This window comes from Pseudomonas sp. rhizo25 (assembly GCF_031931935.1).
GTDB lineage: Bacteria > Pseudomonadota > Gammaproteobacteria > Pseudomonadales > Pseudomonadaceae > Aquipseudomonas > Aquipseudomonas synxantha.
Genome location: NZ_JAUJXA010000003.1, coordinates 293,003 through 316,499 on the forward strand (window position 1 = coordinate 293,003; position 23,497 = coordinate 316,499).

6 protein-coding genes and 1 pseudogene are annotated in these 23,497 nt (G+C 57.8%); 6 read left to right on the forward strand and 1 reads right to left on the reverse strand.

What is annotated here, in order from left to right; genetic code table 11:
- Positions 1–22: 22 nt before the first annotated feature.
- The 5 genes from QZR30_RS08335 to QZR30_RS08355 all read left to right on the forward strand — a co-directional run bounded on the left by QZR30_RS08335 (position 23) and on the right by QZR30_RS08355 (position 20,894).
- Positions 23–721: a hypothetical protein gene (locus QZR30_RS08335; protein ID WP_046068255.1), complete on the forward strand. Its 699-nt coding sequence runs from the start codon at positions 23–25 to the stop codon at positions 719–721.
- The gene (locus QZR30_RS08340) at positions 721–1,347 is read left to right on the forward strand and encodes a hypothetical protein (RefSeq protein ID WP_046068254.1); all 627 of its coding nucleotides are present in this window, start codon (positions 721–723) and stop codon (positions 1,345–1,347) included. Before QZR30_RS08335 ends, QZR30_RS08340 begins: the two co-directional genes overlap by 1 nt.
- Before the next feature lie 200 nt (positions 1,348–1,547).
- The gene (locus QZR30_RS08345; protein WP_311903170.1) at positions 1,548–3,269 is read left to right on the forward strand and encodes a ShlB/FhaC/HecB family hemolysin secretion/activation protein; all 1,722 of its coding nucleotides are present in this window, start codon (positions 1,548–1,550) and stop codon (positions 3,267–3,269) included.
- Positions 3,270–3,302: 33 nt separating this feature from the next.
- Positions 3,303–20,453 (forward strand): hemagglutinin repeat-containing protein, encoded by a 17,151-nt coding sequence (locus QZR30_RS08350; RefSeq protein WP_311903171.1) that lies wholly within the window; start codon positions 3,303–3,305, stop codon positions 20,451–20,453.
- A 3-nt stretch (positions 20,454–20,456) separates the two neighbouring features.
- Positions 20,457–20,894, forward strand: coding sequence for a WapI family immunity protein (locus tag QZR30_RS08355; RefSeq protein WP_311903172.1), 438 nt, complete (start codon positions 20,457–20,459; stop codon positions 20,892–20,894).
- A gap of 194 nt (positions 20,895–21,088) precedes the next feature.
- On the opposite strand, the gene QZR30_RS08360 is transcribed toward QZR30_RS08355, so the two are convergent.
- Positions 21,089–22,537, reverse strand: a complete 1,449-nt coding sequence (locus tag QZR30_RS08360; protein ID WP_311903173.1) for a serralysin family metalloprotease — start codon at positions 22,535–22,537, stop codon at positions 21,089–21,091.
- 392 nt (positions 22,538–22,929) lie between these two features.
- On the opposite strand from QZR30_RS08360, the pseudogene QZR30_RS08365 reads away from it, so the two are divergent.
- Positions 22,930–23,489, forward strand: a pseudogene (locus QZR30_RS08365) (ADP-ribosylglycohydrolase family protein).
- Positions 23,490–23,497: the final 8 nt, after the last annotated feature.

The following is a 23,497-nucleotide window of genomic DNA, read 5'->3' on the forward strand; positions in this document are numbered from 1 at the left end:
CAACGTCTTCCCGGGAATATCAATGCCTGTAACCCATCGTCTTGATTTGTCAGCGATTGAACGCGCCCTGCGTAAAGTGCAGGGCCGCTTCGCCGAGCTCAGCACGCAATTTACCGAGCCGCGTGACCCCTTGACCGACGAAGTGCTGCTCAATGTGCTTGAGGGTTACGCGCTGATTGACGACTATGTGGCCCGGGGTGTCGACCTGTTTGATCTTCATCATCTGGACTTGATGCTGGAGATCAATGCCACGGTCCTGTGCGGTCGAGACCCGGCGCGTCGGGTGGAATACGCCCAGCACCTGGCCGCGACCGAGGAGCACTTCTTCAACAACGTTGAAGGCGGCATCAAGGACTTGTTCAATTGGTATTGTGCGTATCGCAGTGAGTCCGTCTGGAAGCGGGCGGCGGGTGTCTATGTACGTATCCTCAGCAAGCCGCAGTTGTTTATCGAAGGTAACAACCGCAGCGGCTCGCTGATCGTCAGCTACCTGCTGATGCGCTCCGGTTTACCACCCTTCGTGCTGACACTGGAAAATGCCGAGGGCTATTTCAACCCATCCTCGGTGATCCGCAACTCGGCCAAGCATGGCGTCAAGGCGTTGTATGAATTGCCCAAGATCAAGAAAAAATACGCGGCTTTCCTGGAGGAACAGGCCCCTGATCCAAAGGTGTTTTTTTTGAGCGACACACCGCAGCCCATCTATGGAGGAGGCCACTGATGCGTTGGTATCCAACACTCGCGGGCAAATGCCGAACGTCCGCCCGCCGAGTCGTACGAGCCCTGTCCACGCGCGCGTTCACGCGCCCGCAGGTACGGATCTCGTTTGATATCGACGACACCCTGGCCTGCCAGCTCCATCACTCCGCCGTGGAGAGCAGCTGGCTACCAGCCTGCGTCCATCGCTGGTGGGGCGAGCCGCTGCGTATTGGCACCCGTTCCCTGACTCGCGAGCTGCGGCGCCAGGGTTGCAGCATCTGGGTCTATACCTCGTCGGGTCGGGCACCTTCCTATATCAGGCGTTGGTTGATGCTGTACGGCATCCGCGTTGACGGGGTGGTAAATAGCACCCTGCATAACGACGCCCTCAGTGCGCACGGGCTGGCCAATACACCGTCGAAATTCCCGCCGGCTTTCGATATTGATTTGCACGTGGATGACTCCGAGGGCGTGCGCATTGAAGGTCACGATCATGGCTTTCGTGTGGTCGTGGTTGACCCGCAGGATGAGCAGTGGGCGCAGAGAGTGCTCGATGCGGTGGCGGGGGTTCAGGCGCAATTGGTCAGGCAGCAAATGCCTCGATATCACCAGCCGGCACGTCAAGGCGCTGAGGTTTTTTCTTCCTGAGGTCAAACGGGTGCCACGCAAAAAACGCTTGATTGCCCGTGGCCGATGATGAGTGTGCAGACGAAAAAGTCATACTTTTCAGCGTGATTCGCCGAGTGTTAGAGATCAAACAAACTTACTCGCTTAATTGACGCCATCAAAATGACATCCTATGATCGCCCTCCATTGGTGGCTTAAGGCCACATAGAGGGATCTAGAGAATGTGGCGTTTACAGCGTCGGACCAGGTTCAGCCTGCTGTCCGCTTTTTTTTGCCTGGGCATTGTTGGAGGGGCGCACGCCGCCACGCCGCAGAACGCCCCAGGCATCACCGACCTGATCCGGGATCGCCAGGACCGCCTGCTTGAGGATCAGCAACGGCGGATCGAAGAGCTCAAGGACCTGCCTGGAAAGTCCGCGGCGCCTGCTGCACCGGTCGCGCCTGTCGACACCCGCTGCTTCCCGATCAAAACCATCGAACTGGGTGGTGCTGATGCGCTGACCGAAGGTGAGCGCACGGGTCTTATCAAGCCCTATATCGGCCAATGCCTGGGCGTACCGCAGCTCAACGAAGTGCTCAAGGTCATCACCGACCGCTATTTGGCCAAAGGCCTGGTTACCAGTCGTGCCTACCTGCTTCAGCAGGACCTTTCCAGCGGCAACCTCAAGATCCAGGTGGTCGAAGGCCGGCTGGAAAGCCTGAAGGGCGCCGAAGGCAGTGGCATCACCGACCGCCAATTGACCATGAGTTTCCCCGGCAAGCAGGGCGAACTGCTCAATCTGCGCGAAATCGAGCAGATGGTCGATCAGTTGAATCGCTTGCCGTCGAACCAGGCGCAGATGGAGCTGGCGCCGGGCAAAGCCGTGGGTGGCAGCGATGTACTGGTCAAAAACACCCCGCAAAAGCCCTGGCGTGTAGGTCTGTCGCGGCATAACGGCGGCCAGCGCAGCACCGGTGAGCAGCAGTGGGGCGCCAGTCTTGACTGGGATAACCCGCTCGGCCTGGCCGATCAGCTTTCGCTGCGTGGCGGCCACGATGCCGTCAGCGATCATCAACGCACCTCACGCAATTCGATGCTCAGCTACAGCGTTCCATTTGGCTGGTGGAACCTCTCGTACAGCTACATCGAAACTGAGTATCGCTCCCAGGCCCAGGCCAACAACTTCAAGTTCAAGCAGACCGGCGACAGCCAGAATCATCAGTTGCGCCTGGAACGGGTTATCCATCGTGACGCTTTGAGCAAGACATCCCTGAACACTGGCATTGCCTATCTTCGTACCAACAACTTCATCGAAGACAGCAAGCTGGCCTTGAGCAGCAACCGCCTCAGTGAAGCGCAATTGGGTATCAACCACGGTCGGCGTATCGGCGGCTCATTCCTCAATATTGACCTTGGCATGCAAAACGGCATCGGCGCATTCGATGCCCAGGCCAATCACCACCCAAAGCCTGGACAGGCCGATGCGCGCTACCGCAAATACACCGCCACGCTGAGCTATCTGTACCCGTTCAAACTCTGGGGCGAGTCCCTCAGCTTCAGCAGTTTGATGACCGGCCAGCACAGCGAAGATGTGTTGTTCAGCCCACAGCGCATGAGCCTGGGTGGACAATCGTCGATTCGTGGCTACAAAGACCAAATGCTGGCGGGCGACAGCGGCGGCTATTGGCGCAATGACCTGCGCTGGAGCCGGCCGGTGACTTGGGCCTGGATGCAGCCAGTGTTCACTGAATACGGCACCAGCCTCGGCTACGACCAGGGCGTGATCAGCCACGGCCGCTATAACGCTGAGCAGCACGGGCGCATGAGCAGCAACTCGGTGGAGTTGTTTGCGCGCGGTAAGAACGTCGCGGCCAGCGTGACCTTTGCACACTCTTTGGAACGACCGGAAGCGATCACGGACCGTGAAGCGCCGATCTATTTCCGTATGGATTTTTTCCTTTAAATTTTTGACCGCCCTCGGGCTTTGAGACATGACATGGACGTTCGCCAGTACGCATTCCTCGCGCGCCAGCCTTCTGCTGCCGTAAAAAGCCGTGCCCATTTCCTGGGGCTGCCTAAACGTGGGTTGGCGTTGATCCTGGCCAACGCCATGTTCTGGCATCCATTGCTGGCTCAGGCGGACGGCATTGTGGTGAATGCTCCAGGTACGACGCTCGGGCAAGCGGGCAATGGCGTGCCCATCGTCAACATCGCCACGCCGAATGCCAACGGGCTCTCGCACAACCAATTTCATGACTACAACGTCGGTGCCAATGGGGTCATTCTCAACAACGCCACCGACCGCACCCAGTCCACGCAACTGGGCGGCATCATCGTCGGCAACCCCAATCTCAACGGCACCGCTGCCAATATCATTCTCAACGAAGTCAACGGCGCCAGCCCCAGCCAACTGCGCGGCTACACCGAAGTAGCCGGGCAATCGGCCCATGTAATCGTCGCTAACCCGTACGGCATCAGCTGTAACGGTTGCGGCTTTATCAATACCCCGCAAACGACGCTCACCACTGGTAAAGCCGTGATCGAAAACGGCCAGATCAATCGTTATCAAGTCGACCAGGGCAGTGTGGCTATCGAGGGCGCTGGCCTGAATGCCAGCAACGTCGATCAGTTCGAAATCATCACCCGCGCCACCACGATCAACGCGCAGATTCAGGCCAAAAAACTCACCATCGTCGCCGGTCGTAATGACGTGGACGCACGCACCTTGAATGCCACCGCGCGGGCCGCAGATGGCAGCCAGGCGCCGGATCTGGCGATCGACTCGTCGGCGTTGGGCGGCATGTATGTGGGCGCGGTCAAGCTTATGGGGACTGAGTCGGGTGTCGGCGTGAGGTTGTCCGGGGACATGGTCGCTGGCGGCGATATTCAGATCGATGCCGGTGGCAATGTGGTCATGGGCCAGACAACGGCAGCCGGCGCCATCAACGTGAAGGCCCACAGCGTTGAGGCCCAGGGTGTGGTCGCGGCGGGCAGCGTGCTCGAGATGAAAACGCAAGGCGACCTGATCAATCAAAAAAACCTGGCGGCGCGTGATCGTGTGGCCCTGCAAAGTGGTGGGGTGCTGACCAACAACGGCGTCATCGAAGCCGGCGTCAACGCTGATCAGACGCGCAATGCTCAGGGTGATATCCACGTCACTGCCGCCCAGTTGCGTAACAACGGCAAGACCGTCATCGCCAGCCGTGACCTCTCCGTCAAGGTTGATGGCACTCTCGACAACCGGGGCGGCACCCTGAGTGCACAAAACCAGCTAAAGATGAGTGCTGAAAAGGTCGATAACCAACAGCAAGGCCGCATGTTGAGTGCTGCACGCATCGAGTTGAATGCCGGGCAGTTGCTCAATGCTGATGCAGGCCTGGTGGTTGGCGACCGCGGGCTCAGCGGTCGCATCGGGCAGTTGGTCAATCGCAAAGGCGAGCTCTCGAGCCTGGCCGAAGTCACCTTGCAGGTCGATAGCCTGGATAACGTCGCCGGGCTGATTTCCGCCGGCCAGGCACTGCGCTTGACTGCCAGTAGCCTGGTTAACAATCAAGGTGGTCGCCTGGTTGCCGGGCAGCATCTGCAGATTAATGCCGGGCAGCTGGATAACCGCCAGTCCGGTATCGCGAGCAGTCAGGGCAGCCTGGGGCTGGATATTGCCGGTACCCTGGAGAATCAGCAGCAGGGTCGAATCGAGTCTGGTACTGCGACGCAGGTCAGCGCTGGAAACCTCAATAACCAGCAACGCGGTGTATTCGTCAGTGGCGGCGCCCTGGAGCTGGCGACCGGTTCGCTCGATAACAGCCAAGGTGGCTCGATTACCAGCGCCAAAGCGCTCAATGCCCGTGTCACCAGCCTCGACCTGCATGGCCAGGGGCGAATTTACAGCAATGGCGACGTAACCCTGGACCTGGGCAACGGCCACCTCGACAACCGCGACGGTGGCTTGATCAACGCCGGTGGCCAGCTGAGGTTGAATAATCTCAATAGCGTCGACAACCGCAGCGGCGAAATTTCCAGTGCCCATGGTTTTACCGTCGCGGCAAACAGCCTGGACAACCGCGTTGGCAAGCTGCTCAGTGACCAGGCCTTGGGCCTGAAAATCGTGCAGACGCTGAACAACGGGGCAGGGCTGATTGCAGCCAGCGGCCTGGATATAGATGTTGCCAGTTTGATCAACGACCAGCGCGGTCAAGTTCACAGCCGTGATCGGCTTGACGCCCGGGTGGGTGGCTTGCTCGCCAATCACAGCGGGAGTTTCAGTGCCGACGCGGGCGCACAGTTGACCGTGGGCAGCCTGGACAACAGCAGTGGCGGGCAACTCTTCAGTCAAGGCGATCTGAGCCTGAACCTCAATCGGGGTCACCTGAACAACCAGGGCGGCTTGATCAACTCCCCTGGCCATTTGCTGCTGACTCAACTCAGCAGCGTCGATAACCAGGGCGGCGAGATTTCCAGTGCCCAGACCTTCGATCTGGTCGCGGATCAACTCAATAACGGCGCCGGCAAGTTGCTCAGCGAGCAAGCCTTGAGCGTGCGCATCGCCCGCGCCCTGGACAACACCAAAGGTGTGTTAACCGCCAAAGCCCTGGATGTTCAAGCGGGAACACTGATTAACCAATTCGGCCGACTCACTGCGGTGGAGGGCCTCAACCTGCAAGTCGATGGCGAGCTGGATAATCGCAGCGCACAGGTGCTAGGCAAGAACCTCGTGCTCGGGATTGGTTCGCTCAATAACGACCAGGGCCTGGTGCAGGGTGATGCAACGTTGCTGCTCCAGGCGGGTGGCACGATCAGCAACCACGCCGGCACATTGGCTGCCGGGCAAAGCGTGACCGTCAACAGCACCGGCCTGGACAACCGTCAAGGCAACCTGACCAGCGACGGTGCACTGACCGCGCGTATAGCCGGGAACATGCTCAATCAAGCGGGACTGTTGAGTGCCGGTACCGACTTGCAGCTGGACGTTGCTGACCTGAACAATTCGCTCAAAGGGCGTATTGCCGCTGCGCAGGTACAGATCAGCGCACAAGGAGTAGATAACAGCGCGGGCGGTAGCCTGTACGCCAGACACCAGATGGGGATCGCTGTTGGCGGCCAATTGAATAACGCCCAAGGCACGCTGCGCAGCGATGGTCGTTTGGCCCTCAATACCTCCGGTTTAACCAACGACGACGCAACGCTATCCAGTGCTGGCGACTTGAAGATTGCGACTGGCAAGCTGAGCAACCAAGGCGGACATCTAAGCAGTGCGACTCAGTTGGGCATGACGGCTACCGAACTGGACAACAGTCGTAACGGGCATGTCGCAAGCCAAGCCGATGTAAGCCTGGACCTGCAAGGTGGCCACCTCAACAATAACGCTGGTTTGATCAATGCACCTGGGCAGTTGCTGCTCAAGCAACTGGGCAGCGTTGATAACCAAGGCGGTGAAATCTCCAGTGCCAAGGCCTTTGAGCTGGCGGCAACCGCTTTGAACACGGCGGACGGCAAGATACTCAGCCAACAAGCCTTGACCCTGCGTATCGCCCAGGCACTGGATAACACCCGCGGCCTGATTTCTGCCGCGGCCTTGCAGGTAAACAGCGCCAGCCTGGGCAACCAGGGCGGCAAGTTGAGTGCCGCTTCCGTTCTGAACCTCGGTGTGGAGGGTGCGCTGGATAACCGCACTGGCGAACTGCTTGGTCAGCATTTGACAGTCAAAGCGGCTGCGCTGGACAACAGTCAGGGGCGCATTCAGGGCGATAACCGCTTGACCTTGACAAGCCTCGGCACGGTCAATAATGGCAAGGGCACGTTGGCCGCAGGTCAGGCATTGACGGTCAATGCCGCCAGCCTCGATAACACCGCCGGCAAGCTGACCAGTGACGGGACACTGACGGCGCAGATTTCAGCCAGTTTGTTGAATCAGGCCGGGCTGTTTGCCGCCGGCCAAGCATTGACACTCAATGCCGCCAGCCTGGACAACCAGTCCAAGGGCCGCCTCACCAGCAAGGGGGATGCGCAGCTTGTGGTGGGGAACGTGGATAACCGCGGTGGCAGCATCACCTCGGTCGGGCAGTTGCAGGTCAAGGGTGACCACCTGGATAACCGTCAGGCCGGGTTGCTCAACTCGGGCAAGGCCATGAGCCTGTCCATCGGCAAGCTGGATAACCGAGGAGGTGAAGTTTCCAGCGTTACCGAACTGACGCTGACTGGCCATGAGCTGGACAACAGCAATGTCGGTCGCGTACTGGCCAATAGCACGCTCCAGTTGACGCTCGACAGGCTGAACAATCAGCTCAAAGGCCTGATTTCTGCCCAACAGGATGTCAACCTGAAGGCGATCAGCCTGGATAACAGCGCCCAAGGCAGTCTCTACGCCAAACGCAACCTGGATATGACCCTGGCCCAGCAGGCTGACAACAGCCAAGGCGTAGTGCGCAGCGACGCCGCCTTGCAACTGCGCAGCGCCAGCCTTGGCAACAACGGCGGGCGTATCAGCAGCGGCGGGGCGCTCTTGTTGACCGCAGCCAATGCGATCAGTAACCAGAACGGTGATGTGCTCAGCGCGGATACTACGACGGTGAAAGCTGGCAGTGTCGACAACAGCGCAGGGCGTATTGTTGCTGATGGTGCACTGCAACTGACTACCGGCGTATTGCTTAATCAGCATCAGGGCCGCGTCACCAGCGCTGATCGCCTCAACCTGACAGCGACCGACGTAGACAACCGTTTCGAGGGCCGCATCGCCAGTGGTCAGGCGCTCAACGCCAGCATCACCAGCCTTGACCAGCGCGGTGCCGGCGAATTTTACAGCAACGGCGAACTGATTCTGGACATGAACCATGGGCACTTGAACAACGCCGATGGCTTTATCAATGCCCCAGGGCAGTTGTTGCTCAAAAACCTGAAAAGCGTCGACAACCGTAACGGTGAAATCTCCAGCGCAAAGGCCTTCACCTTGAGCGCCGACACCCTGGACAACAGCGGGGGCAACTTACTCAGCGACCAAGGCTTGACCCTCAAAATCGAACAGGCGCTGCTGAACGTCAAAGGGCTGATTTCAGCCGCAGGTGTCGGGCTCGATGCCTCGCGCCTGGACAACCGCGAGGGCAGGGTGAGCAGCGCCCTGGACGCACGCCTGGCGGTCAAGGAGGACCTGCTTAACGATCAGGGCGAAATTGTCAGCACAGGCCACACGCAGTTGAATGCGGCAAGCTTGAGCAACACCGCCGGGCAAGTGCTCGGTGATGTCGGCCTGGAGGTAAAGGTCAAGGGTGCGCTGAATAATCAGGCTGGCACACTCGCTGCCGGTACCTCGTTGGACGTGCAGGCCGCAAGCCTGGATAACCGCCAGGCTGGAAAATTGGGCAGTGACGGCCAACTCAAGGCCACGATTGATGGGTTACTGGACAATCAGGCTAAGGGGCAGGTGTTAGCCAAGGGCGCAATGGAGCTGCGTGCCGGTCGTTTGGATAACCGTGAAGGGCGGCTAACCGGGCAGGATCTGTTGACTTTGCACAGTGCGAATGTCGACAACCGCGGCGGTGTGATCCTTTCCCAGAAGGAGCTTCAACTCAATGTGGGTGAGTTGGACAATCAACAAGGTACGCTCAGCAGCAAGGCGGCCTTGGGCTTTTCCGGGCAACAGTTGCACAACCAGAAGGGCCTGGTGAGTGCGGTCGGGCCCCTGCGACTGACTGCCGACACAGTACAAAACGCGGCTGGCCGCATCGCCAGTCAGAGTGATCTGCAGGCAACCATCGGCGTACTGGCCCAACAGGGCGGCGAACTGGTTGCCCAAAACGAGCTGAGCCTGAGCGGGACCTCACTGGACAATAGCGATGGTGGTTTAGTCGGCGCCACAAAAGCGCTGAAACTGGCTGTCGACACCGTTGATAACCGTGCGGGCGAGATTTCCAGTCAGAACAGCATCGACTTCAAGGCGCAGCGCCTGGATAACAGCGCGGGCAAACTGATTGCCGGTACCGCATTGGAATTGGCCGTGGCCCATGTAGTAAACAAAGCCAAAGGGTTGATCTTCGCCCGGGACAACCGTTTCAACGGCGCGCGCCTGGATAACGGCCAAGGCACTTTCGCAGGCCAGCAATCGGTGAGCCTGTCGCTGGTAGCCATTCCCGGCACTGAGTTGGATGGGCGACTGGATAACCAGCAGGGGAAAATCAGCAGCGAAGGCACACTGCAGCTGGCCGGCGCGACGCTCAACAACGACGCGGGTGCAATCTCTTCGGCGGCTGCGCTCACACTTGCTGCCAGCGGTGCTATCACCAACCAGGGCGGCATCATGGAGACCGATGCCAGCCTTGACCTGACCAGCGCGAGGCTGGACAACGGCCCTAAAGGCCTGCTCAACAGCCGTGGTGCGCTGACCCTGAGCACCGGCGCGCTTAACAACCATGGGCGCATCACCAGCGCCGATCGCCTGGATCTGGCAGCAACCCAGGTGGACAACAGCGGACGTATCGCCAGCAGCCAAAACCTTACCGCCACGATCACCGGCCTGAATCAGCAAGGCGGTGAGCTGTTCAGCAACACCCAGCTCGATCTTGACCTGAATCACGGCCAACTGAGCAATGTGGGCGGCCTGATCAACAGCCCGCTGCTGATGCTGAAAAACCTCGCCGATGTGAACAACCAGCGTGGCGAAATTTCCAGCCAGCAAGCCTTTGCCCTGGCGGCGCGCAACCTGGACAACAGCGGCGGTAAGCTGATCAGTAACCAAGGCCTGACACTGCAGATTCAAGAGGCCTTGGGCAACGCCAAAGGTGCGATCAGCGCAGCCTCGCTCAACACCAACAGTGCCCGCTTGGACAACACTGATGGCCTGCTCAACAGTCGTGGCGGCATGGAAGTATCTGCCACCCAAACGCTTGATAACCAGCGCGGAACGCTGATTGCCGACGGCGCCATGCGGCTGTCTTCCGCTCGGCTCGACAACCGTGGCGGTGACGTATCGGGCAAGGCATTGGTGACCGCTGATATCGATCAGATCGATAACCGCGACGGTCAACTTATCAGCACTGCAGCAGTGGAAGTGCGCGCTGCGTCACTGGACAACCGCAAAGGCCTGGTGGGCGCCGATAAAGCGCTGAAACTGCTGGTCGATCGGCTCGACAACCGTGGCGGCGAACTGTCGACTAACGCCGACCTGACCGTCATCGGGCAAACCCTGGATAACAGTGATGCCGGTCGTGTGCTGGCCGGGCAATCGTTGAACCTCACGCTGACCAAGCTGCTTAACCGCAACCAAGGCCAGCTCAACACACAGCGTTTGATGCTGAGCGCTCAGGACCTGGACAACAGCAAGGGCAAACTGCTCGCTCAACAGCTTCTGCAACTTGAGCTCAAGGGTGAGTTGAATAACAGCCAGGGCGTCCTCAACAGTGAGGGGCGCCTGAGCGTCGATGCGGCGAGCGTAGTCAACCGTCAGGGGCGGATTTCCAGCGCCGACGCGTTGGTGCTGGGTTCGCAGGGGACCCTGGACAACGAGGGCGGTGAGCTCGTGACTGACAGCACGCTGCAACTGCGCAGCGCCAGCCTGGGGAACCAGAACGGTCTGCTCAGTGGCAAAGGGGCGGTGAGGGTCAACACCGGCGCGTTGGACAATACGGGTGGGCGTCTCATCAGCGGCGACACCCTGGAGCTGAAGGCTGGGCTACTGAATAACAGCGCCGGCAACATCGGCAGCGCCCAGGCCCTGACCGCCAGCGTCGATGGGCTTGATCAACAAGGTGGCAAGCTGTTCAGCAACGCCGGCCTCACGCTGGACCTGAACAACGGCCAGCTTAACAACCAGCAGGGCCTGATCAACGCGACCGGGCCGCTGGTGCTCAACCACCTTAATGGTGTGAACAACCAGGCCGGTGAAATCTCCAGCGGTCAGGCGTTTGCGCTTGTGGCGCGCAACCTGGATAACAGCAATGGCCGCCTGCTCAGCAACCAGGGCCTGACACTGCGAATCGACCAGGTGCTCGGCAACATCAAGGGTTTGGTCGCGGCAGCGAGCCTGACCGCTCAGGCGGGTGTCGTCGATAACAGCGGCGGTACGCTGACCAGTCGCGGCGCACTTGAATTGACCAGCACCGGGCTGCTGAGCAACGGGCAACAAGGTTTGATCAACGCTGCACAAGCACTGACAGTCAAAGCGGGGAACCTCAATAACCAGGGCGGCAGCCTGCTGGGCACCAGCGCCCTGACCATTAATGCTTCGGCCTTGGACAACAGTGCCAAAGGCTTGATCAACAGCCAGGGCCGTCTAGAGCTGAATGCCCAGGCCCTGGACGCCAGTGACGGCGGCGAGGTGTCGGCCAGGGGCGATATGGACCTTACGCTGACGTCCATGGCCCTGCGTGGCGGCAGGCTGATCGGCGAGCAGAACTTGAGCGTGGACCTGGCCAACGGGGATCTGGATAACCGTAAAGGTCTGATCTTCGCCAAAGGCCCGTTGACCCTCAAACATGTACGCGACCTGCAAAACCAGGGCGGCGAACTGTCCAGCCAAAATACCCTGAGCTTGACGCTGCGTAACTTGGACAACAGCGCCGGTACGCTTATCAGCCAGCAACTGCTGACGCTGAACGCAGGCGACGTTGTCAATCGCGGCGGCTTGCTGTCGGGCTGGCAAGGGCTCAACCTGATCGGCACCCAGTTGGACAACCGTGACAAAGGCACGCTGTCCAGTCGCAACGGTGATCTGGATGTACGCCTCGGTGGGCGCTTGCTCAACAGCAACGAAGGCGCGCTGGCCAGCCAAGGGCGGCTGAGTGTCAGTGCCGCCAGCCTGGACAACAGCGAAAAGGGCGTTATTTCCAGCGGCACGCAGCAGACCTTGACGGTGCTTGGCGCGCTGAACAACACCCAGGGTGGTTTGATCGACAGTGGTGCGACGCTGGACGTGAGTGCGGCCAACCTCGACAACAGTGCCGGCAACGTCACGGCCCAGCGCAACTTGAACGTCTCAGCTGGCGACTTGCTCAATACCGCTGGGTCGCTGATGGGGAACGACCATCTGGTACTCAACCTGCAAGGCCACCTCGGCAACGTCAACGGCAAGATCGCAGGCACCGGCTCGCTGCTGCTCCAGCGCGCCATAGAGGTGGATAACCGCGGTGGCCAACTTGCCAGCCAGGGGCGTCTGTCATTGGCTATGGGTGGCCTGAATAACAGCCAGAGCGGCACCGTTGCCGCTAAAGGTCCGTTGGTTATCGATGCCAGCGCTATCGTTCAAAACAACGCCGACGGCTTGATCTACAGCCAGGAAGGCGACCTGCAAATCACCGCTTTTGGCCTGACCAACGCGCAGGGCAAGCTGCAGGGGCAGAACGGCTTGCGGGTCGAGGTCAATGGTGATCTCGATAACCAGGGCGGCAATATCATCAGCCAGACCGGTGATGTGTATCTCAAGGCCGGCAATCTCGACAACCGCAGCGGTGTGCTCGCCAGTCTCAAGGGGGCCATTGAGGCCGGTGTGGTGGGTGTGCTGCGCAACGGTCATGACCTGAGCGGCAACCCCAATGGCGGCTTGATTCAGGGTCAGCGGCTGTTACTCAGTGCCGGTCACCTTGATAACCAGGGCGGCTATGTGGGAGCACAGACCAGCGATGCGCTGCTGACGGCTGCAACCCTCAATAACCAGCAGGGCGCTTTGTATGCCAAAGCCCTCATGCGCATCAATGGCGGCGCCGTGGAAAACAGCGCAGGTCAGATTGCCGGTGACCAGATCGCGCTCGGCCTCAATGGCCAACTGACCAACCACAATGGCCTGATCGAAAGCACCAACAACCTGACCGTGGCCGCCAACGCCATCGATAACCAGGGCGGCAAATTGCGCGCCCTGGGACGCTCCGGCAAGACCGAGTTCCAGATCGGCGGCGTGTTCGACAACCGTAACGGCGCCGTGGAAACCGCCAACCAGGACCTGACCCTGGCGGCTGCCAGCTTCCAGAACAACGGCGGGCAATTGCTACACGTGGGTGAGGGCACCTTCGACATCTCGTTGCCTAACGTCACCGGTGCGGGCGGCACCATTGTCACCCGTGGCGGCCTGACCCTGAACGCGGATACCTGGACCAATACCAGCGTCATTCAGGCAGGGCGTTTGAACGTCAACGTTAATAACTTCACTCAGACGCAGACCGGGCAACTGCTGGCTTCGACGCACTTGGAAGGCAAGGGTGGCAGCTGGGTCAATAATGGCTTGATTGCCAGTGATGGCACGCTCAGCTTGGGGCTAACGGGGGCCTACAGCGGCAGCGGGCGTATCAGCAGCGTGGATACCCTGAGCGTTGGTGCTGGATCGTTAAACCTTGACGCTGCCTCGAGTATTACGGGGGGGCGAGGCACTACTGTCAGCGTCGCGGGCCAAATGACTAACTTGGGCCGTATCAGCGCCATGGGCAATCTGGCTATCAATACTGGGGCGCTGACTAACGCGGGCACCCTCGGCAGTAGTGAGGGCATGCAGATTGACACGCAGACCTTACTCAACGAGCGCGGCTCGATCATCAGCGGTGGTGACATGTCGCTGCTGGCTGAGAGTTTTACCAATAAAAATGCCGACGTTTACAGCCTGGGCAAACTCTTTGTTGCGCGGGATAAACAGGGGAATTGGGCGGGTACTCTGAACAATATTTCCGCCAACCTGGAGAGTGCGGGTGATATGACGCTCCATGTGGGCGCGATAGAGAACAAAAAAGAATTCTTCAATGTTTCTTCGACATTGGTCTCCGGCGCTATCGGGATGCGAGGCACGTCCGCACGGGCCGGGCACATGGTGCTGATGGAAGAGTATGAATCCAAGGTGGATGCGGAATCGGTGTCCGCAAGCATCTCCTCCGGCAGCAATCTCGATGTTCAGGGGCGTAGCCTCGTGAACTCGGCCTCGGTTATTTCGGCTACCGGCAATATCAGTGCTGCGCTGGAAAACTTCAGTAACGTTGGCGCTACATTAGGAAAGTATTCGGTTCTCAAGTCTTTCAACCTTCCTAACCTCAAGGAAGATAAGAATATCGCCCGTTTCTGGCGTTCGATCATGGATTACAACGCTGCAAATGATCCGGCCTATACGCTTCAAGGCTCCGGTTCGAGACGCGCGGGAACCCTGCATTTCTGGGATCAAAACTGGAACGAGTCGATGGTGACACCCTACACAAGGATGGGGGGCACGGCTCAACGACAAACCAACCTGACTTTTGGCTGGAAAACTTACACGACCTTCAATGTCAACTTCCAGGCCCTGTTTCCTGCGCCAGCCTATAACGCGGGCAACCGATCGGCGTTACCGGCCACTCTCAGCGGAGTCAGCTTCTACGATCAGCGAATGATCTCCAAACCCGGCAGCGCAGGCACTGCCCAAGCCATCGTTCAGGCCGGCGGTGCAGTTCAAATCAATGCCAGCAAGAACCTGGTCAACAGTGTCATCCAAGAGGGCCAGCCAATATCGGTGGGTTCCGGCCGAGGGTTTGATGCGACTCGTCCAGTCAGCAATGCGGTGGTTGCGATCGACTTGAACGCGCAGTTGCCACCGGACCTGGCCCAGCAACAAGTCAACCCGCTGACACTACGCGGCTTCACCTTGCCCACCGGCACCCACGGTCTATTCCGCCTCAGCAGCCAGGCGGGGGACGACACTCAGGCCACCCAAGCCACCAGTGGCCCACAGAGTTGGACCATGGGCGGTGCAACCCTCGGCCTGGCTCAACGCCAGGATGCGCTGCCGACGCTTGCAACACGCACCTTCGACTTCAAGAATGTCGCCCACCAGGACGCGTCTACCCATCAGTTGGATCCCACCGCACGTCAGGTCAGTGGCATCACCGCCACCAGCCGAACGCTTAACGTTGCCGGGGCCGGCGATGTGGCCAGCGGCAGCGGCTGGGCGCCCAGCCAGATCACCCCCGCTGAAATCGCTCGGGGCGATGGCATCAACGCCCGGAGTCCGTCCACCGGCTCCACTGCACCAGTGGCCAAGGTCACCGGGCCGAGTGATCAGCCAGACTTGGCGCTGACTGGTCGAGATACGGGTGTTCAGGTCGCTACGCCAGACGCTCCTGCGCTGCCGACGTTGAACATTCCTGGCGTGACGCCGGTGATACTAGGCGTGACGCCGGTTGTGAGCACACCGGCTGCACAAGACCCGGGCAGCAGCCCGACCCAGATCGCAGCCGTGATTGCCCAGCCGCTCAATACAGCGGAGCAAACCACTACGGTCGCCAGCCAGACCATCAACCGGGTGCAGGGCTTTACGCCCACCGCGCCTAAGTCCCAGCCGCATAAATACCTGATCGAAACCAACCCGGTACTCACGGACCTCAAGCAGTTCATGAGCTCGGACTATCTGCTCGCGGGCCTGGGTTACAACCCGGACGAAAGCGCCAAGCGCCTGGGCGACGGCCTCTATGAGCAACGGTTGATCCAGCAAGCCGTTCAAGCGCGCACAGGGCAACGTTTTATCGACGGTCAGAACACTGACGAAAAACTGTTCAAGTACCTGATGGACAATGCGATCCAGAGCAAACAGCAACTGAACCTGGCAGTGGGCGTTACCTTGACCTCGCAGCAGGTCGCGGCCCTGACCCACGACATCGTCTGGCTCGAACAGCACGAAGTGAACGGTGAGAAGGTGCTGGTGCCCGTGTTGTATATGGCCCAGGCCGACAATCGCCTGGCGCCCAACGGTGCCTTGATCGCCGGTAACGACCTGAACCTGATCGCCGGTGAAAACCTGGAGAACGCCGGTACCCTGCGCGCCACCAACAACCTGTCAGCCAAAGCGGGCAACGACCTGATCAACAGCGGCTTGATCGAAGCCGGCAACCGCCTGGACCTGCTGGCGGGTAACAACATCGTCAACAAGTCCGGTGGCATCATCGCCGGACGCGACGTTACGCTCACCGCGATCAAGGGTGATGTGATCAACGAACGTGCCGTGACCCGTACCGGTAACGGCACCGCTGAGCGCCGCGATTATCTCGACAGCGCGTCACGCATCGAGGCTGCCAATGACCTGACGATGAATGCAGGTCGTGACATCGCCAATACCGGTGGCGTGCTGCAAAGCGGGCGTGACACCACATTGGTCGCTGGCCGCGATGTGCACATCGATGCCGTTGAGCAACGCAACGGCTTGGATCTGGGCAGCCGCCTGCGCACCGAAACCGTGACGCAAAACGGTGCCAGCGTGGAGACAGGCCGTGACCTCAAGGTGTCGGCAGGGCGTGACTTCACCGCCATTGCCAGCCGCATCGACGCCAAGCGTGACTTGAGCATTACGACGACCGAAAACCTGAGCATTTCGTCGGCCGCCGACGAACAGCATTCATCGAGCAAGTCCAAGAAGGTCACCCAGTCCAGGGATCACATCAGCCAGGTTTCCAGCGTGCTGACGGCCGGCGGCGATGTGTCGCTCAATGCCGGGAAAGACCTGGAACTCACCGCCAGCCGAATTGCCGGGGGCGGCAACGTGGCCCTTGATGCACAACGCGATGTGAGCATCCTGTCGGCACTGGATGAAGACGCTTCGTTCTACTCGAAAAAGAGCAAAGGCTCGTTCGGGCGCAGCAAAAGCCAACAGCGGGAAAGCTACGACAGTACCAACGTGGCCTCTGTCGTCGAAGCTGGTAAAGACCTGACCGTTAACACCAGCAAGAACGCCGATGGTGGCATGAGTATCGACGGCGGACGTGACGTCACCGTGATCGGCAGCCAGTTGAAAGCAGGCGGCGACATGTTGCTGGGTGCCACCGGCGACATCGCGGTGTTGTCGGGTGTCGAGGAGCATGGTTCCTACAGCAAGAAGACCAAGTCCGGGTTCCTGGGGCTGTCCAAAAGCGGCAAGAGCCAGTTGAAGACCACTGCCAGCCAAGTGGGCAGTGAGTTGGAGGCTGGCAATGACGTGGTGGTGGCGGCGGGTAATGATGTGCGGGTGCGGGCCAGTGAGATCAGTGCAGAAAATGATGTCGAGTTAAGGTCTGGACTGGTCAAGGAGACGGGCGACATCAACCTGGTCTCTGCAAACGACACCGCTTATAGCCGTAGTGAAAAATACGAGAAGAAGACCGGTTCGATCTCGGGTGGGTTTATTGCGATCTCTTCGGCCAAAAAAGCTGGTCAGGAAGCCCAAAGCAGCACCAGCGTGGGGAGCCAAGTGTCCGCGGATCGTGATGCGAGCTTGCACGCTGAGCGAGATATTAACTTGGTGGGCAGTGGGGTCAGCGCCGGGCGTGATGTCAGTCTCAATGCAGGACGCGATGTCAATGTACTTGCGGCCCAAAGCAGTACCAGTGAGCGCGATTGGCAAAAAAGCAAACAGACCGGTATTGGCGTATCGAGTGACGCCAATGGTGTGACCTTGTTTGTGGGCGCTGATAAAAGTGCAGAGAAAAATAGACTTGAGCAGCAAACAGCAGCCGCCAGCCAGATCAATGCAGGGCAGGACCTGACGATCAATGCCAAGCGAGATATCAACCAGCGCGGCTCTGACCTATCGGCTGCCAATGATGCTGAGCTGACGGCCGGGCGAGATATAAATATCGATGCGGCGCGTGAACGTTTGCTGATGGAGCAGCAGCGGGAGACGGAGCGTAACGGGTTGAGTGTGGCTATCAACCATAACTATGGCAACACCAAGGATGCGGTGAGCGGGGCCGGGAAGGGAGAGGACAATATCAGCAAAGGCTCCAGCACGCTGAAAGGTGTTGATTCAGTCAGCCAATTCCTTGCAGGTCCCACTGGGGACGTAAAATTCGGCAATAGCAAGCACAGCACCAGCACACAGCTGATTGAAGAGACCAATCGCTCATCGACCCTGAAGGCCGGTAAAGATCTCAACTTGGTCGCCGGGAATGATGTGGCCATCAGCGGCGGCCAGTTGAATGCCGGCCGTGATATCAACATCAAGGGTCGAGATGTTTTGCTTGATGTAGCCAAGGGCAGCATTAACCAAAATGACAGCGAGAGCCAGAGCTGGGGTGGCATCCATGGCGGTACCAGTGGTGGCGTAAAGTTAGGCGCAGGTGGGAGCCATGGAGTTGCTAGCGAGAAGGGTAGTAACGGTACTTCTACCGTCACGACAGTGCAGGCCGGGCGCGATATTAACCTGAATGCGAGCAATGACCTGAACCTGGTAGGTACTCAAGCCAAGGCCGGTCGCGACATCGATCTCAAGGCAGGGAACGACTTGAGCATTCGTGCTGCGCAGAACGACAGCTCAAGCGACAGTAATAGAAACAGTGGTGGTGGAGAAGTCGGGTTTACCTTTGGCAATGAGGGGGTCGGCGTTTATGCCAGCGTCAGCATGGGCAAAGGGAACCTGGACCGGGAAGGGCAGCGTCAACAGGATGCTTATCTCTATGCGGCAGATCGTTTGGGCTTCGAGAGTGGCCGCAATACCCAGGTTGCAGGTGCCGACTTGCGGGGAGATAAAGTCATTGGCCGAGTCGGCGGTGACCTGAATGTTTCTTCTGTCGCCGACACAGGCAAAGTCAAAGGCAAAGAATTTGATCTGAGTGTCACCGTCACCATCGGTCCGGGCGCCGGTGTCAGCGGTTCGGTTGGTTACGGTCAGACCTCTGGAAAAACCAATTGGGTCCAGGATCAGACGCGTATTACCGCCAGCGACAAGGTGGATATCCGTACGGAGAAGCACACACAACTGGATGGCGCTTTAATCGCTTCCGACAATGGCAACTTGAAACTGGACACCGGCACGCTGGGGTTCAGAGACCTCTCTGGAGAAGATAGAGAGCACGGGTATTACTTGAACGTCGGTGGTACCTACAAGAACGGTGAAAGCACTACCCAGGACCCGAGCCAGGTCGGTAAAGGCAAGACGGGGCAGACGGGGTGGAGTGTTACGGGCTGGAAGTACGATAAGGAACGCGAGCAATCAGTCCGCGCGACGGTGGGCGCGGGTGAGATCGTTGTGCGTGATGTGGGCGATGTTACATCTGCAGTGACGGGGCTCAATCGCGATGTTGATAAGGCCTACGAAGTTACCAAGGACCAGGAAAAACGTACCGATCTGTATGTGACTGACTCTTCGTTGAAGGCTGTAACATCCCCAACGGCAACGTTAGAACAATGGAAAACCGACGCAGCCAAGTCAGGTGACAAAATCGAAGAGACGATTTACCAGATGGTGGATCTGCTCGGCGCTGGCTCGGAGATTGCTCAAGGTATAAACCCTGACTTGGTCGGGGTCAAGATGGAAGGGCAGGCCGCCCTGCGGCAGCTAGGCAGTCGTCACCAAGAGGAAAGGTCCGCTATCGTCAGCCGGGCGCTTGGCAATATTACAAACAACGACCAGTCCCCTGAAACTCAAGCACTGGCAGATAAGATCACTCAGATAGCAGGGAATGACCCGAAAGAAGCCTTACGGGTGTTGACGTTGCTGAAGAGCTTAAATAACAGCAGTCATGGGGAAAGTAACTTCTTACCGGCCATACCCCTCGCTATGGCAGGCGTCACTGCCATAGGGGCAGCCTTGGTTGCAGCACAGCCAACCACTCAAGAGAACTTGCGTAATGCGGCAAACTCAATGGTTGAGGCGGCAGCCAAAACTGGAGAAAATGCTGCGCAAAACATGAAAAGCAGCATATTGATATGGGATGTTATTGTCGGTACGGCATTCCCGATCCACCTGCTTGATCCTAGCAATCGCAGTCTGGTCAATCCGATCCTCACGGACATCGCCGTGCATCCGAGCAGTGGCGGGTTTGGTGATGGCGGCGTGGTTGCTCCGACGGTTCATACCGGGGGGACGCAGCTGGACGGGCGGCAGGATGATGGCAAGTATGTGACACCGGAGCATCGACTTGATCCGGGGAATATGTACAGTGATAGAGTGGAGCTGAAAGGTCTAGCACAAAATAGACCTTTGCAGGATCTCACTCATCAGGAGCTGCTTGGGATTTTCGGTACAGCTGGGATTGATCTATCCAACCATGCCATTACTAGGCTCAAGGATTCTCGAACGAAAAATATTGGTTTTGAAACACCCAATGACATTGCCAAAATATTCAATGATGGCACTAAATTTGATGCTGGTAATGGTGCCGTTGGATATGGGTACAAAGGGCTTGAGGTGATTATTAACCCAGCAACCAAGAAGGTTGTTACCTTTAGGCCGGCGAAAAATAGGGAGTGAAATATGATTGACTTATTTGATAAGAGCAATAAGTTTTCACTCAGAGTGAAAGCCTATGAATTTCCCCGTGCGCGGGATGAGCTAGACGCTAATTGGTTGGTTGTCAGTATAGATGTCGAGCATAAGGGTGGGGAGGCATGGAGAGCGTGCGGGCCCTATCTGCGCACTGATGAATTATTGAGATTGTTAGAGTGGTTGAGAAGTTTAACAACTGAAGGGCTGCCTTCAAGTATTGCGTTCACGGAAGGGGAGTTGGCATTTTCGTATTCGGACGATATGCAGCTTGCAGTGATACTTGACTTTAACTTTCACCCTAAAGGTGCAGCGTATGATTACTCAAGCGATAGAGAGTTTTCATTGTGTTTCAAGGTTGATAATAAAATCTTAGTTAACTTGATCCGTTCTGTTGAAAAGGTCATAAGGGAGTTTCCTGAGCGCTAAGCTGCGACACGAGTTGGTTTGAGGCTAAAAAAGGTGGCAGATTTGAATGGCATTTGCTTGGCAGCTAACCAGCTGATATTGCTAAGAAAAAATTGAAAAAGGCCGCCCTTGGTCTACTGTGATAGTTGCGAACACACACCACTAGAACAAGGACAACCCGTGTGAAGCGCGGCGCCGAAGCGCCGCGCTTTGTATCACGCCACGATGTCGCTGACGGCTGCCTGGCCGACGGTGGTGACGAGGAAATCCGCCACGCCGTGTCCGGAGAAGTCCACGGCCAAGGTGCCCAGGTTGATATCCGAGGCAAAGCTCAGCACAGCATCGCCGGCATGCCCGGTAAATGCATTGACGAAGTACAAGCCTGCACCTTTGGTAATACCCGACAGGTCGATCTTGTCGGAACCGGAGGTGAAGTCAAAGATCTTATCCGCAGTGCGTGGCTTGGAATCGGAACTGGCACCGTACACGAAGGTGTCGTTGCCGGCGCCGCCCCACAATTGGTCTGCGCCGCCGCCGCCGTAGATGAGGTCGTTTCCGGCCCCGCCCTTGATGAGGTTACCCACTTGGTTACCAATGATCAGGTCGTTGCCCGCACCACCAAAGGCGTTTTCTACGGTGACGCCCTTGGCGATGGAGATGTTGCCCACCAGGCCGCCAACGTCAGAGAACGAGGTCTCAATGAGATTGATCTTCTGGTTCTGGGTAAAGCCAGAGAAGTCCAGGGTGTCATTGCCACCACCGTCCCAGACCGAAAACACCAGCTTGTCGGCATTGGATGTAGCGCTGAGGAAATCACGCCCGGTGTTGGAGTTGAAGCCGTAGGTGTTGTCACCCGCGCGGGTGCTGTAGTTGGCACCGTAGAGCTTCTGGATCGCGGCGATGTCGTCGATCAGCGGGCCCGCAGCATAGGCTTCGACACCACCTTTACTGAAGTTCTGGTTGGTGTTGCTCTCGCTCCAGTAACTCATCACGGAGTAAGCATGTGTATCTTCGGCATATTTCGCATCCGAATACGACGGTTGACCCACACTGGCGTCGTACGAACCTGGGTGCTGCAGTCCAAGCGTGTGACCAATTTCATGGGTCAAGGTTTGACGACCGTAATTGCCGTTTGCCGGTGTTAAATTTTCTTGATAGTTTTGATTGGTATAAAACAACGCATCGCTATTTCCGCTGTTATTTGGATAGAATCCAAACGCTGATCTGGCACCACCATGCTGCAGGTCATTACTATAATTGCCCAGCGATATATGTGCGTCACCTCCGCTTCTGGATTCGATGAATGAAATGTTGGCGACGTCTGACCAGGATTGGAAAGAAAGGGCTGCTTGGGATCTCTGTTGAGCGTTGAATGCGCTGAATCCAGACACATTCTCGGAGGCGAATGCTTGACTTTCTGAAGTCAGAAAGCTGTAGGTGAAGTTGTATTTCCCATTGTGGTCGTTGTCACCCCAATAGTAACCTCCTCGAGTTATTTCATCCGCTGCCTGCGCAATAGTGTAAGACGGCTTCCCCTGTAAGGAATTAAATCCTCCTCGATCATAGGTGTGTGAAAAATTATAGAGTGCCTGGTAATCTTCACTTGTTCGGAATTGCGCCGACGTGGTGAATGGGCTAACAAGATTTTTCGCCAAGATAGTCATACGTGTACATTCCTTCGTGTCCATTGATTTGGAGTGTTATATGCTTATCACGTTTTCGCTGCTTTCTTGTTATGCTTGTCTTTATAAATGACTATTGGATTTAGTGTTATTTGAAAATTAAATATAATATATAACTAGTTGATATATCGTTATAAAACAGCAGGGACGCCTTAGGCTGATGAGTCAGGTGGCGGATGTGATTGCGGGGAAGTCATTCACGATTGTTAACGGAGCATTGGTGTTGGCGTCATCAGCCTGTCTTGCGGCGGACGCTATCCTCGTAGCTACTACAGTGCTGCACGTCACACACATTAGTCAGTCGCCTCTTACATACCGAGCAGAGTGGGACTGCAATAGTGCTGCGACCTGATTTATCTATGAGCTGATTACAAATGCCCATCTCTCTGTCGGAGCGTTTTCGTGGCTGTCTGCTGGGCCTGGCCTGCGGTGACGCCGTAGGAACCACGGTTGAGTTTATGCCGCGTGGTTCATTTGAGGCTGTTACTGGCATGATCGGCGCAGGCCCTTTTAATCTCCAGCCTGGTCAATGGACTGACGACACCTCCATGGCGCCCTGTCTGGCTGAGAGCCTGCTGCACAAAGGTGATTTTGACGCTGCCGATCCGGCTTGACCGAGCCAAAAGTGATAGCCATTGCCCAAGGGCACTATCGAGAAAAGGCCTGCGTTGACATTGTCGGCTCAGGTTATGCAGTCGCTTCGCTGGAAGCGGCACTGTGGTGCTTGCACCAGACGGATAGCTTTGCCGAGGCCGTGCTGATGGCTGCGAACCTGGGAGACGATGCGGACACTACCGCAGCAATCGTTGGGCAGGTGGCCGGCGCCTATTATGGTGTGCAAGGTATTCCCGAGGATTGGCTGGGCAAGGTGTGGATGCGTGAGCATATCCAGAGTACGGCCGATGCCTTAATGCAGATGGGCGACGATCATTAAAGCGCCCC

Excerpts from the sequence above, each read along its gene's own strand:
- QZR30_RS08335 (WP_046068255.1), top strand. The coding sequence starts at position 23 with ATGCCTGTAACCCATCGTCTTGATTTGTCAGCGATTGAACGCGCCCTG.
- QZR30_RS08340 (WP_046068254.1), top strand. The coding sequence starts at position 721 with ATGCGTTGGTATCCAACACTCGCGGGCAAATGCCGAACGTCCGCCCGC.
- QZR30_RS08345 (WP_311903170.1), top strand. The coding sequence starts at position 1,548 with ATGTGGCGTTTACAGCGTCGGACCAGGTTCAGCCTGCTGTCCGCTTTT.
- QZR30_RS08360 (WP_311903173.1), bottom strand. The coding sequence starts at position 22,537 with ATGACTATCTTGGCGAAAAATCTTGTTAGCCCATTCACCACGTCGGCG.
- QZR30_RS08355 (WP_311903172.1), top strand. The coding sequence starts at position 20,457 with ATGATTGACTTATTTGATAAGAGCAATAAGTTTTCACTCAGAGTGAAA.
- QZR30_RS08350 (WP_311903171.1), top strand. The coding sequence starts at position 3,303 with ATGGACGTTCGCCAGTACGCATTCCTCGCGCGCCAGCCTTCTGCTGCC.